The organism is bacterium, from assembly GCA_024742285.1.
In the GTDB taxonomy this organism is placed as follows: Bacteria; Myxococcota_A; UBA9160; order UBA9160; family UBA4427; genus UBA4427.
The window spans coordinates 187,495-204,603 of sequence record JANSYR010000010.1 but is presented as its reverse complement, the minus strand read 5'-3'; the positions used below and the strand labels follow the sequence as shown (position 1 = coordinate 204,603).

15 protein-coding genes are annotated in these 17,109 nt (G+C 70.2%); 7 read left to right on the top strand and 8 right to left on the bottom strand.

The window, feature by feature from the left end:
- The first annotated feature begins 6 nt into the window (after nt 1-6).
- Genes NXI30_18625 through NXI30_18615 form a run of 3 tightly spaced genes read left to right on the top strand, consistent with a single transcriptional unit; the run spans nt 7 to nt 3,781 of the window.
- A complete protein-coding gene (locus tag NXI30_18625) occupies nt 7-1,581 on the top strand; it encodes a UUP1 family membrane protein (protein ID MCR9096246.1) in 1,575 nt (524 codons plus the stop codon).
- Nucleotides 1,578-2,525: an alpha-L-glutamate ligase-like protein gene (locus NXI30_18620; GenBank protein ID MCR9096245.1), complete on the top strand. Its 948-nt coding sequence runs from the start codon at nt 1,578-1,580 to the stop codon at nt 2,523-2,525. The genes NXI30_18625 and NXI30_18620 overlap by 4 nt, the downstream gene beginning before the upstream one ends.
- A complete protein-coding gene (locus tag NXI30_18615; protein MCR9096244.1) occupies nt 2,522-3,781 on the top strand; it encodes a hypothetical protein in 1,260 nt (419 codons plus the stop codon). The genes NXI30_18620 and NXI30_18615 overlap by 4 nt, the downstream gene beginning before the upstream one ends.
- Before the next feature lie 22 nt (nt 3,782-3,803).
- On the opposite strand, the gene NXI30_18610 is transcribed toward NXI30_18615, so the two are convergent.
- The 7 genes from NXI30_18610 to NXI30_18580 form a co-directional block, all read right to left on the bottom strand.
- On the bottom strand, nt 3,804-4,166 hold the full coding sequence (locus tag NXI30_18610; protein ID MCR9096243.1) for a DUF4156 domain-containing protein: 363 nt from the start codon (nt 4,164-4,166) through the stop codon (nt 3,804-3,806).
- Nucleotides 4,167-4,249: 83 nt separating this feature from the next.
- Nucleotides 4,250-5,590, bottom strand: coding sequence for a serine/threonine-protein kinase (locus tag NXI30_18605; protein ID MCR9096242.1), 1,341 nt, complete (start codon nt 5,588-5,590; stop codon nt 4,250-4,252).
- A complete protein-coding gene (locus NXI30_18600; GenBank protein MCR9096241.1) occupies nt 5,590-6,393 on the bottom strand; it encodes a protein phosphatase 2C domain-containing protein in 804 nt (267 codons plus the stop codon). The genes NXI30_18605 and NXI30_18600 overlap by 1 nt, the downstream gene beginning before the upstream one ends.
- 10 nt (nt 6,394-6,403) lie before the next feature.
- Nucleotides 6,404-7,747: a magnesium transporter gene (gene mgtE, locus NXI30_18595; GenBank protein MCR9096240.1), complete on the bottom strand. Its 1,344-nt coding sequence runs from the start codon at nt 7,745-7,747 to the stop codon at nt 6,404-6,406.
- Nucleotides 7,748-7,754: 7 nt separating this feature from the next.
- Nucleotides 7,755-8,270: a RimK/LysX family protein gene (locus tag NXI30_18590; GenBank protein ID MCR9096239.1), complete on the bottom strand. Its 516-nt coding sequence runs from the start codon at nt 8,268-8,270 to the stop codon at nt 7,755-7,757.
- A 76-nt stretch (nt 8,271-8,346) separates the two neighbouring features.
- The gene (locus tag NXI30_18585) at nt 8,347-9,225 is read right to left on the bottom strand and encodes a protein phosphatase 2C domain-containing protein (protein ID MCR9096238.1); all 879 of its coding nucleotides are present in this window, start codon (nt 9,223-9,225) and stop codon (nt 8,347-8,349) included.
- A 500-nt stretch (nt 9,226-9,725) separates the two neighbouring features.
- Nucleotides 9,726-10,631 (bottom strand): universal stress protein, encoded by a 906-nt coding sequence (locus NXI30_18580; GenBank protein ID MCR9096237.1) that lies wholly within the window; start codon nt 10,629-10,631, stop codon nt 9,726-9,728.
- Between the two features lie 126 nt (nt 10,632-10,757).
- Between NXI30_18580 and NXI30_18575 the strand changes: the two genes are divergently transcribed.
- From NXI30_18575 to NXI30_18560, 4 genes are all read left to right on the top strand, one after another.
- Entirely contained in the window at nt 10,758-11,105 is a 348-nt protein-coding gene (locus NXI30_18575; protein MCR9096236.1) for a hypothetical protein, read from the top strand.
- 129 nt (nt 11,106-11,234) lie between these two features.
- Nucleotides 11,235-12,653: a 30S ribosomal protein S6--L-glutamate ligase gene (rimK, locus tag NXI30_18570; protein ID MCR9096235.1), complete on the top strand. Its 1,419-nt coding sequence runs from the start codon at nt 11,235-11,237 to the stop codon at nt 12,651-12,653.
- Nucleotides 12,650-13,672, top strand: coding sequence for a succinylglutamate desuccinylase/aspartoacylase family protein (locus NXI30_18565; protein MCR9096234.1), 1,023 nt, complete (start codon nt 12,650-12,652; stop codon nt 13,670-13,672). Before rimK ends, NXI30_18565 begins: the two co-directional genes overlap by 4 nt.
- A gap of 519 nt (nt 13,673-14,191) precedes the next feature.
- Nucleotides 14,192-15,613 carry a sigma-54 dependent transcriptional regulator gene (locus tag NXI30_18560; GenBank protein ID MCR9096233.1) on the top strand — a complete coding sequence of 474 codons (1,422 nt, stop codon included), beginning with the start codon at nt 14,192-14,194 and terminating at the stop codon, nt 15,611-15,613.
- Here the strand turns inward: NXI30_18560 and NXI30_18555 are convergent, their stop codons facing one another.
- Nucleotides 15,614-16,726, bottom strand: a complete 1,113-nt coding sequence (locus tag NXI30_18555; GenBank protein ID MCR9096232.1) for a DUF21 domain-containing protein — start codon at nt 16,724-16,726, stop codon at nt 15,614-15,616.
- Between the last annotated feature and the right edge of the window lie 383 nt (nt 16,727-17,109).

Below are 17,109 nucleotides of genomic sequence, written 5' to 3'. Positions count from 1 at the left end.
TGCCCCATGCGCTGGCCGGTCGGAATCACCGCGCTGATTCTCGTATGCGTCGGGCTCGGCGTGTTCTTCTGGAAGTCCGTTCACCACGCGATGCCGATCGTCCCCGACGTGTCGGCGCGGGTCTGGCGCCTGGACTGGACGATTCCCTACGAGGCGACGTCGACCCGCACGCGAATCGAGTTCGCCCTTCCGGAGGCGACTGCGACCCAGTCGATCGTCGACGAGTCGTCCTTCGACGGCGGCCTCGCCTACTCGGTCACGAGCCGAAACGGCGCGCGGATCGCCGTCTGGGAAGGCAACGCGGATCGCGGCGAGCTCGACCTCGGCTACTCCGTTCGTATCCACCTGCCCGAAGCGGCCCTCACCGGGTCGGGGCCGCCGAAGGCCCGCGGCACCGACGCAGCGCTCGGCCGCGCGGCTCGCGCGCCGGCGATCGACCCGGCCATGGAGCGACAGCTCGAACGGTTGGGGGTCGACCCGGCCGACGAGCCGGAAGCGATCGTCGCGCAGCTCTTCGCGTTCGTCGCCAACGAGGTCGAGGCCGTCGCGGTCGGGCCGCGCGATCCCCGTCACGTGCTGACGAACCGAGAAGGTGACCTCGAGGGTCGACACCTTCTCCTCAGGACGCTGCTCGCGACCGCAGGCCTGGACGCGAGCGTGCGACGCGGCCTTCGCGTCGGTCACCGCGGAACGGCGGAGGTCGAGACCTTCGTCGAGGTGAGCTTCGGAGGTCGCGTCCAACGTCTCTCGATCCTCGAACGACACCCGAACGCGTTTCCCGGCGAGTTCGTCGTCCTGTCCGGCGCGAACCGGCCCCTGATCACGGCACGTGGAGCGGTCGCCGGCGACGCACGAATCGACGTCCTCCGTGAACAGCGGCCCGCCGACGAGATCGCGGCCTTCGTCGCCCCGACGAGCGCGCTCCTCCGGGCGACCTCCCTCTATCGCCTGCCCGTTTCGACCCGCGAGGTGCTGCGCGTCCTGCTCGTCGTGCCGCTCGCCGTGCTGATCGCGGCGTTCTTCCGGAACGTCATCGGCCTCCGGACCTTCGGCACGTTCATGCCGGTCCTGATCGGGCTCTCGATTCGCGACCTGGGACTCGCCGCAGGCTTCCTGCTGATCGGCGGCTGCCTGTCGGTGGGCGTGCTCGGACGCCTCGCCCTCGATCGACTCCGACTCCTCTTCGTCCCGCGCGTCTGTCTCCTTCTCTGCCTGGTGATCCTGAGCGTGACCGGCCTCGCTCAACTCGGTCACGCCTACGGACTCCGCGACCTGGGACAGGGGCTGCTCTTCCCGATCGTGATCCTGGCCATGTTGATCGAGCGGATCTCGGTCTCGACCCTCGAAGAGGGCTGGCTCTCGTCGGCGAAGCTGCTGGCCGGCTCCCTCGTGGTCGTGGGTGCGAGCTATCCCGTGTTCCGGTCCGATCTGCTCGCCTATCTCTTCTTCGGCTTTCCGGAGCTCATCCTCGTCGTGATGGGCGCCCTCGTCGTCATCGGCGGGTACACCGGCTACCGACTCGCCGAGCTCTGGCGCTTCCGTACCTTCTATCTCGCCGAGGGGTCGGGGGGAAACGCGTGACGACGCCCTGGAAGAGGCTGCGGCGCCGGGGACTGCTCGGGATCAACGCGCGCAACATCGTCTTCACGTTGGGCGAGAATCCGCGACGCCTCTATCCGCTCGTCGACGACAAGCTCCGCACGAAGGCGCTCTGTCGGTCGGCGGGGATCGCGGTCGCCGATGTGCTCGGTCGGGCGGATCACCACGCCGGCGTGCGCGCGCTCGTGGCTTCCCTCGCGTCCCGTTCCGATTTCGTGCTGAAACCGGCGAAGGGCGCGATGGGCAACGGCATCCTCGTCCTGGGGGACGCGACGGAGCGCGGCTGGCTCGACGCCGGGGGGCGGGAAGTCACCCGCGCCGAGCTGCGCTATCACGCGGAGAGCGTGATCTCGGGGCTCTACGCACTCGGCGGGCAGCCGGACGTCGCCTTCGCCGAGGAGCGGCTCACGGTCACGCCCGAATTCGAACCCATCGTCCATCGCGGTGTCCCGGACGTCAGGGTCATCGTCTATCGCGGCATCCCCGTGATGGCGATGACGAGGCTTCCGACTCAGCGATCCGGCGGCAAGGCCAATCTCCATCAAGGCGCCGTCGGGGCGGGGGTGGACCTCGACACGGGAAGGACGAATCACGCCATGATCGGCACGCGCCCCATCGAGACGCATCCAGACACGGGCAACCGCGTCGTCGACTTCCCGATTCCGCAGTTCGACGCGGCGCTTCGCACGGCGCTGCTCGCGACCGACCAGACCGGGCTCGGCTACGTCGGGGCCGACATCGTGATCGATCGCGATCACGGGCCGATGGTGCTCGAACTGAACGCGCGCCCCGGACTCGCGATCCAGCTCGCCAACCAGAGCGGCCTCCTGCTCCGTCTGGACGCCATCCGAGCGACGGCCCCGGATCCACTCGATTTCGAATCGCGCCTGGCGCTCGGCCGAGAAATCGCGCGGACGACTGCATGAAGCTCGACTCCCCGACCCTTCGACTCGCGACCTGTCTCGGCCTGCTCCTCGGCGGCGTCGCCGTGGCGGACGACGAAGCCACGACCGAGGCGCCTCTCCGGTTCGGAGCGCGCTTCGATGTCGGCATCGTCCCGAGCGAGAAGAGCGCACACGTGGAGATCCACATCAGCGACCCCGACGACGCGGTCGAGTGGCTGCGCTTCCAGTTCGACGAGAGCCGCTACCGCGCCATCGACGCCCAGGGGAGCCTCGAAGCGAGCGAAGAGGGACTCGTGTGGACACCGCCCAAGGGCGGGGGACGACTTCGCTACGTCCACGCCATCGACCACCTTCGCAGCGAGGGCGAGTACGACGCGCGCTGCGCCAAGAACTGGGCGCTCCTCCGTGGCCAGGACCTCGTTCCGCGCGTCCGGATCCGGACGAAGCCGAACGCCGAATCGGATTCGACGATGCGATTGCGTCTACCCGAAGGGTGGAGCATCGCCGTGCCCTATCGCCGGATCTCGAGAGGGCGCTATGACCTCGCGAACGACCGCACGCGCTTCGACCGACCGACGGGCTGGTTCGCCTTCGGTCGCCTCGGCGTCGTGCGCGAGCGCGTGGGCGACATGCGTCTCGCGATCGTCGGTCCGGCGGGACAGGGCGTGCGACGAATGGACGTGCTCGCCCTGACGCGCTGGGTCGCGCCGGAGCTCTCGAAGCTCTTCGGCCGTCTGCCGGACCGCTTCCAGGTCGTGATCGCGGGCGACCCGATGTGGCGCGGCGCGCTCTCGGCGCCGCGAAGCGCGTACGTCCACGTGGACCGTCCCCTGATCCAGGGCGACGGCTCGAGCCCCCTGCTCCACGAGATGATTCACAGCTTGATGCACGCGCGCTCGGGCGACGATGGCCGCTGGATCGCCGAAGGGATCGCCGAGTACTACTCGATCGCGCTGCTGCGTCGTTCGGACACGCTCTCCCCCGATCGCTTCGAATCGGCGATCGAGAAGCTCACCGATCGAGCGGCCTCCCCTTCGAAGCCGCTCGACGGTGAGATGAACGGCGCGCTCCGCGCGCGTGCCGTCGTCGTCCTGCTCGAGCTCGACGAGATGATCCGCGAGGCGACGGCGGGCGCGGGCTCCCTCGACGACGTCGTGCGCGAGCTCGTCGCGCGGGATCAACGGATCACCACCGCCGGTCTGCAGGAAGCCTCGGAGGCGACCGCGGGACGAGCGTTCGATGCGTTCTTCGACGCGCTGCCCTTCGAGGGCGGCTGATCCCGACAGCCGGGGCCGGGCCCTATTCGGGGCAGCTCCAGGCCGAATACTCGCGTGACCCCTCCGCCGTGACCGGCCCGAGCGGAACGATCACGTCCGCTCCGAGATTCACCGCGCGGTTGCGCGCGAGCCGTTCGAGCTCGACGGCGACGGTCGTTTCGTCCCGGGCGATGAAGCCGACGGACGACTTCGTCGATGCGGAGACGGTCCCCTTCCGCACGCAGGCCGCGACCTCCTCCTCGGTCTTGCGGACCTCGACCGTCCGAGCGTTCTCGTTGACCTGAACGAAGGCGCACCCGGCCACGCTCAGGAGCGCGAACAAGACGGCGACGCGCCCGACTCGGCCGCCGCGGGCCTCCTTCGTGTCTGAACTCCGAACCTTCATGACTTCCCCCTTCGCCCGCCGAGGTCCTCGCCCGGGGGCTCTTCTGGATCGTGAAACGGAAGGTCGCCTTCGTCGACGACCCGTCAACGCCCCCTGCGCTTCTTCCGTTCGATCTCGAGCGCGCGGGCATTGCGCTTCCCGCACCACCCGCAGAATCGCCAGCGTGGCGCAACCGACCAACGACAATGTGGACACGTCGCGAGCCCTTCGACCTTCCAGGGACGCGCGACGCGCGTCTTGCACGCTGGGCAATAGTGCATGAAGCGCTGGAGCGGCGCCCCGCAGCCGGGCTTCGAGCACGTCCGTTCGCTCTTCGCGCCGCGCGGAAGGGCGCGCCCGTCGGATTCGAACCGACCCGACGTGCAGGTCGGACAGGCGCTCCATTCCGACCGGACGCCCCGCTCGCAGACCGGGCAGACGATCGGGAAGCCCGTCACCTCGCGGAACGAGTTCCGCGTCGTCCCGCACCAGGGACAGCTCCGCATCGACTCGGAGACGGGACCATCGCAGGCGTGGCAGTCGAAGTGGGTCTCGAACGTGCGTCCGAAGCGCTTCCGGAACCACTCGGTCTCGAGCGTGAAGGGGTCCTCGGGCGGAGAGGGCCGCCGACGCCGAGGGCGTCGGACGGACCGCGCATCGGCCCGCCTGAGGCGCTCCTGCGCCTGCTCGACCGCGCGGCGAAACGCGATCCCGTCCGGGGTCCGGCGCTCGAGATCGACCGCCAGCGCGTCGCGGAGCACGGCCCGTATCGGCTCCGGGCAGCGGGACTCGAAGCGCTTCTCGCCCTCGAGCGGCCATTCGAAGGGCCAGCCCGGGAGGACCCCGGCGAACGCCTCGTAGATCGTGAGGGCGAGACTGAAGACGTCGGAGGCGTAGCCGGGTCGACCGTAGGCCTGCTCGGGCGCCATGTATCCGAAGGTGCCGACCTCCGTCGCGAACGCAGTATGGGCGGGAGCGAGGCGCGCGGTTCCGAAGTCGGAAAGGAGTGCACGTCCGTCGCGACCGATCAACACGTTGCCGGGCTTGATGTCCCTGTGGATCACGCCGCGCTCGTGGGCGTGCGCGAGCGCGGCGCTCAGGTCGTCGATCAACACGAGCCCGAGCGAGGGCGTGCGCTGGCGCTTCGAGAGATCCTCGAGGCTCGCCTTCGCGAGCGGCGTGGCGAGGACGAAGAGATCGTCGATCCAGTCCGCGTTGCAGAGCCGCAGGATCCGCGGATGATCGAGCCGCGCCGAGAGCCGGGCCTCGGCCTCGACCGCCTCGCGCCCGAACTCGTCGACCAGCGCGGGGAGCGCGACCTTGAGCGCCACGCTCCGCCCCTCGACGGTGTCGCGCGCCCGCCAGACGGTGGCCGAGCCGCCCTCGCCGAGCCGACCGTCCAGGCGGTACTTCCCGAGCCGACGACCGATGCGCAGGGTTCGCACTAGCCGCGCGTCCCTGGGCGATAGAGGAGGAGCGTCGCGTCGTCCGCGTGACCGACGACGGGGCCGCGGCCCTCGATCGCCGCCTGCGCCGCGTCAGCGACCTCGCGGGCGGCCTCGTCGAGGGGCCCTTTCCGAATCGCTTCGATCCGATCCTCGCGTCGGACGTTGTCCAGGATCCCGTCGCTCGCGAGGAGGACCGTATCGCGCGCGGACAGCTCGACGCGCGGCCCCACCTCGATCCGGAGCTCCGCGGAGCCGAGATGGTTCGAGACGTAGTGCCGGTCCGCGTGGTCGTGGACCTCGTCGGGCTCGAGCACCCCGGCGGCGACCGCGTACCCGGTCGGCGAGTGGGGGATCGTCTCGTGGTGGACACGACCGCGCTGCCCGACCACGAGCGCGCCGGAGTCTCCGGCGTGGTAGGTCCGTAGACGACCGGCGTCGATCTCGACCACGACGAGCGTCGTCCCGGAGCCCTTGCCGGCTGCGCAGAGCGCGTCGTTCGTCGCCTCGAACGCGTCGAGGATCGCCGGGCGGAGCGAGGCCCCGACCTTCCAACGATCCAGCCGATCGTCGAGGCAGTCCATCGCGAGCGAAGCGGCTTCGCCGCCCTCCGGCCCGCCGCCCATGCCATCCGCCAACGCAAGCACGACCACGTCCGGCGCGAGCTCCCAGACTCCGGCGGCGTCTTCGTTCTCCGCGCCCTCCCCGTCCCCGGGCACGCTGGAGAACCGGGTCTCCCCCGTCGAGGTGTCGAGTCCGGCCGGGACCGGCTCGTCGCAACCCGAGAACGTCCGCTTGAGCATCGAGACCTCCCTAGACCAGGACCGCGCTCGCGAAGCTGAGCGTCAGAAAGAAGCCACACACGTCGGTGAGCGTCGTCAGGATCGGCCCCGACGCGAGCGCGGGATCCCAGCCGAAACGCTTGATCGCCAGCGGGACGCTGCCCCCGATGGAGACGGCGAGCACGGTGTTGATCGCCAGGGCGAGTCCGACGACGAGGCCGAGGGTCGCGTCGCCCCTCCAGGCGAGGGCCACCGCGCCGAGCAGGAGACCGAGGGCCAGCCCGTTCACGAGGCCCACGGTGATCTCCTTGACGAGCACGCGCCCGATCTCCCCGGGACGGACGACGCCGAGGGAGAGCTCCCGGAGGCTCACCGCGACCGCCTGGTTTCCCGAGCAGCCGCTCATGTCCGAGATGATCGGCAGGAAGACCGCGAGGGCGATCGCCCCCTGCAACGTCTCTTCGTAGGCCGCGATCACGCTGGCCGCCATCAGGTTCAGCACGATGTTGATCGAGAGCCAGGCGAGCCGGCGGCGCGAACGCTCGAGGGGCGGCATGGAGCGCAGCTCTTCGCCGCTCGAGATGCCGAGCGACTTCATGTGGTCCGCTTCGGCGTGGTCGAGGGTCGCCTCGTCGACCGCGGACCGCTCTACGACGCCGACGAGGACCCCGTCGAAATCGACCACGGGCGCGCCCAGGAAGGCGGTCTCCTCGAAGGTCTCGTAGAGATGATCGAGATCGTCGTCGATCGAGAGCGCGAGCGGCTTCTCGATCATCACCTGCGAAACCCGCGCCGAAGGCGGCGAGAGCAGCAGCGCGCGAAGCGGCACCACCCCCTCGAGGCGTCCGTCGGCGTCGACCGCATAGAGGTACTGGATCGAGAACTTCGCGTAGACGTCCGCGGCGGAGCGGATCTCGCTCACCGCCTCGGCGACGGTCGCGCCCACCCGGATGGAGACGAACTCGGTGTGCATGAGCCCGCCGGCGGACTCCGGGTCGTACTCGAGCAGCGTGCGGATGTCGTCCGCCGTCTCGGGCGTCGACGCCTCGAGGATGGCGTCGAGCTCTTCCTCGTCGACCTCGGCCAGGACGTCCGCGCGCTCGTCGCTCGCAAGGGCCTCGAGGATCTCGGCGGCGGCGTCGGGCTCGACCTCGCCGATCGCGTCCGCGGCCTGACGATCGGGCAGGTCCTCGACCAGGTCGGCGGCCTGCTCGACGTCGAGCGCATCGAAGAGCCGCGCGAGGTCGCCGGAGGAGAGGTGGGCGGCCGCGTGCGTCCGGTCCGACTCGCTCCACTCCGCGAAGCGCTCCCGGAGATCCCCGACGTCTCCTTCGTCGAGCAGCTCGACGATCTCGTCCCAGCGTGTCTCCGACATGGCGGGCTCAGCGCTCTCGCGCCGCGCGGGCGACGGGTCGGCCGGCGGGGGGGCTCGACGAGGGCTTCTTGCTCGTCTTCGTCTTCTGCTTCGCCTTCCGCTTCGGCTTGTCGAGCACGTGTCTGCGGCTGACGTCGACGACGAAGTCGCCGCGGAGCGCGGACCGCCCGAGGAGCATGCGATGCGCCATCTTGCCGCGATCGACGAGGCTGATCTCGATCGTCTTCTCGACGGGCCCGATCCGAACCGTGGTCTCGACGAAGTACCGAACGTCGTAGTGACCGTTGCTCGAGCGGACGCGCGCGCGACGCACGACCCGGGCCGTCACGGGGAAGTGGCGATCCCGCTTCACCCTGTGGACGACCACGTCGAAGCGGATGCGGCCGCGCCCGATCGGCTCCACGTTCTCGACGTGGAGCGCGCTGGTCTGCGCGCCCGTGTCGACCTTCGCGCCGAGACGCTTGATCCCCCATTCGGGGAGGTCCACGTTCTCGTTCCATCCGACCACGGTCTTCGATCTCATCCGCACTCCGAGCGTGTGGGGGGCCGAAGGCCGAGAATAGTCCTCCGCTCGCCCTGCGTCGCGCCTGCGCTGCGACCTAGGCGGTCTCGTTTCGCCGCGAGGGGGTCGGGGCGTTCGAGATCGCAGTCCGGTCCATCAGGTTCTCGAAGGGCGCGGCCGGGCGCGACGCTCGCGCGTAGGGCCGGTGCACGCGGGCGCGCGCGTAGCCGTCGAGACCCACCGGCCCCGTGGAGCCGATTCGGGCGAATTCGAGGTCGTCGCGGATCCGCACGACGACGACCGTCGCGTCCTCGTCGGGTCGGTGACGCTGCGCAGCCGCCACGAGTCGCGAGGCGATCAGCCGCGGCGAGTAGCCGTGGATCGCTTCGAGGAGGTCGCCGATCACGACCTCGCCTTCCGCGCCGTCGGTGCAGAGGATGAACGTGTCGCCGACGCGGGTCTCGATGCTGAAGGTGTCGATCCCGCTACGGGAGGCGCCGGAACGCACGCTCTCGGTTTCCGTCCACTCGTGGTCCGTCGTCAGCTGGACCAGATCGTCGCCGCGGACGAGGTAGGCCCGGCTGTCTCCGAAGTGACCGACGAAGGCGCGGCCGCGCTGGACCAGTACGACGGTCACGGTCGTGGCCATGCCCTCGAGATCCGGCCGGTCGCTCGTGCGCTCGAGGATCGTCTCGAGCGCGTAGCGCACGGCGGCCTCGACGGTCCGACAGGAAACGTCCGCCGGGAGCGTCGCCGCCAGGCGTCCGCCGCTCTTCCCCCCTTCGAATCGGAGCAGTCCGTCGAGGTACCGCGAGACGGCATCGATCGCGAGGTAGGCGGCGACTTCACCGCCAGGCGCGTCGCCCCGCCCGTCACAGACGGCATAGAGACCGATCTCGTCCTCCACGAGGAAGGCGTCTTCGTTGTGCAGATCGTCCGAGCTCCGCGAAGAGCCGGCACCACGGGGTCCGTACATTCCGAGTCCTCCTTGCGCGACCGCGAACGCCTCACGCGGCGTCGCGGTCGCTGGGATCGGTCACGCACCACGCGGGGACGTGACCGATCGTTGACCGCGAGGAGTGCAACGGGCGTGCCAACGATGCGCGCGGCGCCGCGTGCGGGGGCCACGCCAGGTCGTCGAGTTCGGGCGTTTCCGGCCCTCTCGCGCACTGCTTCGCGGACGGCCTCGCGGTGGGCGCGGACCTCTGTCGCGGATCGGATTCGCAGCACCCGATTCGGAGGTGGCCCCCTGCCCGGCACGAGAGGAGACGACCTGGCCCCTGGGAAGTACGCCGATGAACGCGGAAGCGCCGTCGAAGATGCGTTCTTCCACGACGAGAAGACGCGGCGACTCGAGTCGATCCGCGCTCGACGGGACCGCGCCACGCAGAAGGCCGCGCCGGCGCCCACGAGCGGCGTCTCCGACGACGCGCTGCTCGTGCGGCTCCCGCTGGCCCGCGGTCCGCGGTCCGCGTCTCAGTCGATGGCTTCGCGGTCCGGTGCGGTGCGGCCGGGCACGACGAGCACGGGCCGGTCGGCGAGCTCGAGCACGCTTCGGGTGGTCGTCCCCATGAGGAACGTGGCCAGCGCGGTGCGCCCCTGAAGCCCGACGGCGATCCAGTCCGCCTCGTGCGCTCGTGCCGTCGCGACGAGCTGCTCTTCCACGGCGCCCGCGACGGACACGAGCTCGACATGGCTCGCCTCCGGCAGCGTGCGTTCCACCCAGTGCGCCAGGTCGTACCCGTCGGGGCGCGACAGCCCCACCCGCCCGGTCTCGCTCCAGCTCGCGAGCCACTCCGCCCGCTCGTCCTGGTAGGCATGGACGAGCACCGGGGGCCCACAGCCGAGCTCGGCGGTGAAGCGCAGGGCGGCATCGACCGCTTCGCGCGCGGCCCCGGAGAAGTCCACGCCGACGAGCAGCCGCCGGGGGACCGGCGCCACCTCCGCACCGTCGGGGACGACCAGGACGGGGCGATCCGCGATGCGAGCGACGCGCTCGCTCACGCTGCCGAGCAGGACGTGCGCGAGCCCGGCGCTGCCGCGTCGTCCCATCACGACGAGCTCGGCGTCGAGCGCGCGACCGAGCTCGGCGAGGGCGCGCGAAGCCGCCCCTTCGATCAGATGCGGGCGGACTTCGCCCCCGCTCGTTCGGACCCGCTCGACTTCCTCGTCGAGGGCCTGGCGGGCGCCGTCGCGCGCCGCCGTCATGACCGGCGCGAGGTCGATCTCGCCCGAGAAGGGCACGTTGGCCAGGGCATTCGGGTTCCAGACGTGGGCGACCACGAGCGGACGGCCGAGGCGGGCGGCCAGCGCCGCCGCGAGGTCGGTCGCCCGCTTCGACGACGAAGAGAAATCCGTTCCGACGAGCACGGGACCGTTCATGTCCATCGTCCCTCCTGGGCTGACCGACTCGGCGTGACCGGGTCTGGGAAGCCAGAGAGCAATCGCCGTGCCATGATGCGGCGGACTCACCGATCATCGGGAGCACGCGGCCCGGGACGGATCGCCATGGCGCAGGACGACGCACGTTCGAGGGAGGCAGACGCACGGGCGCAGCGGGAGCGGGCCCGGCGGACCTGGGAGCTCGTGATCTCCGCGAGCGCGGAGGCGATCGCACCGACCCAGCGATCGGCCCTCTTCCGGGTCCTTCGCGTCAAGCGCTTCGAACGGGAGGCCTGGCTGGCGCGGCTTCCCGGCCCGGTTCGGAGCGGGGCCCGGGTCGATCTCGACCCGCTCCGGGCGGCGCTCGAAGCGGCGGATGTCCCCTGCCGGCTGACGCGGCGCGCGCGGGGGGACGGGGCCGGCGAACCGGGCGGGGCCGAGCCGATCGGAGCCGAGCCGCCCGATCGGGTGTAGGTTGTCACCCGCCCGAGCGCGGTGGCGCGTCCCGGATCACCTCCGCCGACCTCGCCCCCGGTTCGATCCCGCCGAACGCTGGCACGCGACTTGCTCCTCGGTCGCGCTCCCCTCTCTCGAAGGATCCACATGAAGATCGCCATCCTCTCCCGCGGCCGGAACCTCTACAGCACGCGCCGGCTCCACGAAGCCGCGAAGCTGCGCGGCCACCAGCCGCGCGTGCTTGACACCCTCAAGTTCGCGATCGACAACGAGGAGGGCGAGCCGGACCTCACGTTCCGCGGCAAGTCGGTCTCCCACTACGACGCCGTGATCCCGCGCATCGGCGCGTCCATCACCCTCTACGGCACGGCGGTCGTCCGACAGTTCGAGCAGATGGGCGTCTTCTGCCTGAACAGCTCGCAGGCCATCAGCGTCTCGCGGGACAAGCTGCGGTCCATGCAGATCCTTTCCCGCCACAAGATCGGCATCCCGAAGACCGCCTTCGTCCACGAGCTCGATCAGATCGTGCCCACGATCGATGCCATGGGCGGCCCGCCCGTCGTCATCAAGCTGCTCGAGGGCACGCAGGGCATCGGCGTGATCCTCGCCGACACGGCCTCGGTCGCGAAGTCGATCATCGAGGTCCTCCAGGGCGCCGCCAACCAGAACGTCCTGATCCAGGAATTCGTGAAGGAGAGCCGCGGCCGCGACATTCGCGCGTTCGTCGTCGGCAACCGCGTCGTCGCCGCGATGCGCCGGGTCGCCCAGGGCGACGAGTTCCGCAGCAACGTCCACCGCGGCGGGATCGCCGAGCCCGTCGACCTCGATCCCGAGTTCGAGCGGACGGCCCTCCACGCGGCCCAGATCATGGGTCTGCGCGTCGCCGGCGTGGACATGCTCGAGGGCAAGGACGGCCCCAAGCTGATGGAGATCAACTCCTCGCCGGGGCTCGAGGGAATCGAGGCGGCGACCGGCGTCGACGTGGCGGGCGCGGTCATCGAGCTCATCGAGGAAGAGGTCCTGTTCCCGGAGATCGACATCCGGCAGCGCCTGACCCTGCAGAGCGGCTACGGCGTCCTGGAGGTCCCCGTCGACGAGAAGTCGGAGCTCGCCAACCGCGCCATCACCGACACCGGCCTGCGAGACCGGGACGTGGTCGTGCTCAGCATCCACCGCGGCCCCGTCTCGATTCCGAACCCGAAGGGCAGCCGCGAGATCCTGCCCGGCGACACGCTCCTCTGCTTCGGCAAGACGCTGACGCTCAAGAGCCTCGCGCCCCGCGGCCCGAAGCGGCGCCGGAAGAAGAAGCGCTCGACGTCGCTCCCCGCGAGCGGAGCCGACGCGGTCGCCGAGTCGGCCCCGGCCGTCGCCGCCTCCGTTCCGATCGCGAGTGAGGAGGAAACCCCGTCGGCGCTCATGGGGGACGAGCCCGTCGCCGTCGTCGCGCCCGCACCGGGGGTGGCGCCCGTGCCGCCGCCGGAGCTCGGCGGGTCCGAGGCGGCGGGGGCCGAAGACGGGACCCGCGAGGAGAGCAGCGCCCGCCCGATCGGATCCGAGAGCGAATGAGCGAGCCGATCACGATCGCGGGCGAGACGATCGCCCCCGGCGAGCGACGCAAGGTCTCCGTCAAGGTCGCCCAGCGCATCACGACCGGCGACGTCGAGATCCCCGCCGTGGTCCTCCACGGGCGGAAGCCCGGTCCGCGCCTGTTCGTCTCGGCGGCCCTCCACGGCGACGAGATCAACGGCGTCGAGATCCTTCGGCGGCTGCTCGCGCGCCCGATGCTGAAGCAGCTGCGGGGCACGCTCGTCGCCGTGCCCGTCGTGAACGTCTACGGCTTCGTCTCGCACCAGCGCTATCTGCCCGACCGACGCGACCTGAACCGATGCTTCCCGGGATCCGAGCGGGGCTCTCTCGCCGGACGGGTCGCGGACGCGTTCCTCTCGAACTTCGTCCAGGGATCCACCCACGGCATCGACCTGCACACGGGGGCGATCCATCGCACCAACCTGCCGCAGATCCGTGCCCGCCTGAAGGGGCCGGTCGTCGAGAACATGGCGCGCGCCTTCGCCGCCCCCGTGATCCTCAACTCCTCGTTCCGACCGGGATCGCTGCGCGCTTCCGCGAACGACCTCGGCATCCCGGTCCTCGTGTACGAAGCGGGCGAGGCGCTTCGCTTCGACGAGGTCTCGATTCGCGCCGGCGTTCGCGGGATCACGGCCGTGATGCGCCACCTCGGGATGCTCCCGGCCCGAACGTCCACCCCGCCGAAGGCGCCGACCGACGTGATCGCGCACAAGAGCGTCTGGGTCCGCGCGCCCGAAACGGGGATTCTCGCGACGAAGCTCCGGCTCGGCGCGACGATCGAACGCAAGCAGGTGCTCGGGCAGATCACGGACCCGCTCGGCGAGTCGGCCTACGAGATCAAGTCCCCGGTGGCCGGCATCCTGATCGGCCGCACGAACCTGCCTCTCGCGAACGAGGGAGACGCCCTCTTCCACGTCGCCACCTTCGACGCGCTCGAGAGCGTCGTCGAGGAGCTCGACGCGTTCCGAGAGGACCTCGAGGTGGACGCGCTCATCTGAGCGTCTCCACCTCGCGCCGCGTGCCCGCCTCGACTCGCCTCCACTCGCCTCCCATCGCCTCGAAGGGACGGGCCCGCCCGAGGAGACCTCGAGCGGGCCCTGAGCAGACCGCCGTGTTCAGCGTTTGGGCCGCGGGGGCCGCGTCGGTCGCGGCAGCCCCGTCGACGCGGTTGCGTCTTCGGGCTTCGGCGCCACGGGGGGTGGCCTGCTCGAATCGACCTCGTGAGGCGAACTCTCCATGTTGGGACTCCGGCAGCATCGATCGGACCCGACGTCGCTGCATCGCCTTGGCTGCGGGGAAGAGAGCAACCTGCGTGCCAAGCGAAACCCGCGTCGTCGCGCCGTCCTCGCGCGGATCGGGCCTCGTCGCTCCGATCCCGACCCGCGTCGGCTTCGCACGCTCCGATTCCGGCTTCCCCGGCGAATGCGCGCCGGCCGCTGCCCCTCGGGCGACGCGTTTGCGGGGCACTCGCGATCACGCGACACTCCGCCGCTCTCCGACGTCGAGAGGCCCCGCGCGTGCTGCTCAGAACCCTGATCGCAACCTCGTCCGCCCCGCGCACGCCGATCCAGAACGCCCTCGACAACGTCGATGCGCTGGTGCGCGGAGCCGGCTCGCTCGAGGAGGTCCATCGCAAGCTGGCCGCCGAGCCCTTCGATCTCGTGATCCTCGAGCACGAGCTCGCGCCGAAGTCGACGACGCAGCTGATCCGGTCTCTGCGGGACCTCCCCGACCACCCCGAGATCATCGTCCTGATCGACGAGGACGACGCAGCCCTCCGCGCGGAGCTGGTGGCGGCGGGTGCCTACGGCGTGGTCGTCGCCGACCTTCCCGGCGACCTCTTCGGCGAGTCCCTCGCCGCCGTCGCCGAACGCCGCCTCGAGGAGAGCCGGTCGAGCCTGCTCGCGGTCCCCGACGAGGACTATCGCCTGAGCGACTATGTGACGCGCAGCGAGACGATGAAGCGGCTGCTCGTGTCGGCCAAGCGCGTCGCCGCCGTCGACGCGAACGTGCTCGTGCTCGGCGAGACCGGTGTCGGCAAGGGCCTCCTGGCGCGCTCGATCCACAACGAGAGCCCGCGCGCGAAGGGGCCCTTCATCGCGGTGAACTGTGGCGCGCTGACCGAGTCGCTCCTCGAAGCGGAACTCTTCGGCCACGAGCGCGGCGCCTTCACGGGCGCCGACCGGGCGCGGCGCGGCTACTTCGAGCTGGCGCACAAGGGCACGCTCTTCCTCGACGAGATCGGAGAGATGCCGCTCCACCTCCAGGTCAAGCTCCTCCAGGTCCTCGAAGACCGGAAGGTGCGCCCCGTCGGTTCGGAGAAGCGGATTCCGGTGGACGTGCGGCTGATCGCGGCGACGAACAAGAACCTCCTCGAGGAGGTCAAGGAGAAGCGCTTCCGAGAGGATCTCTACTATCGCCTGAACGTCGTCTCGATCACGCTGCCCGCACTCCGGGACCGCGCCGAGGATCTCGCCGAGATCGCCCAGAGCTACGTCGACCACTACCGGGTGGCGATCGGCAGCCCCGCCGAGCGGATCGCGGAGCCGGCCCTCGAAGCGATCCGCCGCTATCCGTGGCCGGGCAACGTCCGCGAGCTCGCCAACGCGATCGAGCGCGCCGTGATCATGTGTCCCGGGCCGGAGATCCAGGTCGAGGACCTCGCGGTCGACATCCAGCTGATGGCGGCGCGGGACGCGTCCCTCGATCCGCAGCAGGTCGCGGGCCCGATCCAGCCGGATGCCTCGTGGAACGAGCGGACGTGGGCCGAAGTCCGCCGGACCGTCCTCGAGGAGGCGGAGATCCGCTATCTGCGCGGGGTGCTCGAGGCGACCGGGGGTCGGATCGGCGAGACCGCGACCCGCGCCGGCATGGATCCGAGATCCCTCCACCAGAAGATGAAGAAATACGAGCTCCGCAAGGAGGACTTCCGCGCCTGATCAGTCGGGCGGCGTCCCCTCCTCGTCCTGGGCGACGACGCGTCCCGACGTGACGGCCTTCGACGCCTCGCGTCGCCGCGCGATCCCGCGCATGAGACGACCGAGGAGATCGGCGCCCGTGATGATCCGCCGCTCTTCGCCCCACACGAGGATCACGTCGGCATCGATCACGTCGTCGCCCTTGAACTGAGGCTCGACGGTCAGCCTTCGCATGACGGTCCCGAGTGGCGTGTCGACGTCGGTGATCACGAGTGGGCGGTGGCAGAACTGGTACGGATCCGGTGGCTCGGCGGCGAACATCGTCTCACGCAAGAAGGCATCGGCGTCGAGGACCAGGCGCGGCTCTCCTTCGCTGTCCGTCACGATCACCCATTTCCTTCCGCTCGCCTGCACCGCCGTGACGAACACGTCGTCCGGGCCCGCCTCGAAGTCGGGGAAGACCGGGAGATCGACCGCGACCGGCAGGGAGAGCACGCTCAGCGGATCGACCAGCTCGCCTTCCTCACGGACCGGCAGGTCGTCGAGGACGAGGAAGTTGAGGACGCCGCGTCCTTCGGTCTTCTCGAGATCCGCGTCGTCGGCCTCCATGTGGTGCCGGATGACCTCGCGGAGCTCGCGCTCCCGGAAATACGAGACTTCCTCTTCTCCGAGCCACCGGTCGAGCACCATCGCCGTCGGCTTCGCGACCGGGAAGAGGATCTTCTGGTAGAGCTGGATGAAGGGCACGAGCGCCGCGCCGATCTTCATCGCGTTCCGGGAGAAGTAGGCCTGCGGTGCGATCTCGCCGACGATCGTGATCCCGACCGTCGAGAAGAGGAAGGCCCCGACGCCAGCGAGGACGCTGTCCGAGAGGAGCGTCAGCAGACAGTTCACGCCCACGTTGCCCCAGAGCACGGTCGTCAGGAGGAAATTCGAGTCGGAGCGGATCGCCAGGATCCGCTCGGCTTCCGCGCTCCCGGCCTTGGCTTCCACCTCGAGCTGTAGCCGACTGAGACCGAGCAGGGCGAGATTGAGTCCCGAGAAGAGGCCCGACTGGATGAGGCAGAGACCGATGCCCGCCCAGATGAAGGGCGCCCAGGCGATCTCGGCAGGAATCAAGGCTTCGAAATCCATCGTCGTACGTCACCCCACCGGACGAAGGTCCGTCGTCACGCTGCGCCCGGCCTCGAACGTGCGGTGGTCGCCCTGACCATCGCGAAGACGACGGACACGGTCCAGGCCGACCCGGGAACCGCGTCGATCATGCCTTCCGTGGCCTTCCGGACCCGCCGCTCCCGCCTCGCGCGAACGCAACGCCCGCAGGGTTAGCAAGTCGCATGCCCGCTCGAAACGTGATCGGGGTGTCGAGCGACGATCCGGTCGGGTGCAGCGACTCCGATCCTCGACCCCGGGCTCCGAATCGCGCGCCAGAGACCGCCCCAGGCGCCGCCTGGCGTCGCAGAGTTGGTCCCCGGCTTGCAATCGAGCGAGGCCCAGCACGACCCCGGGCGCGCTCG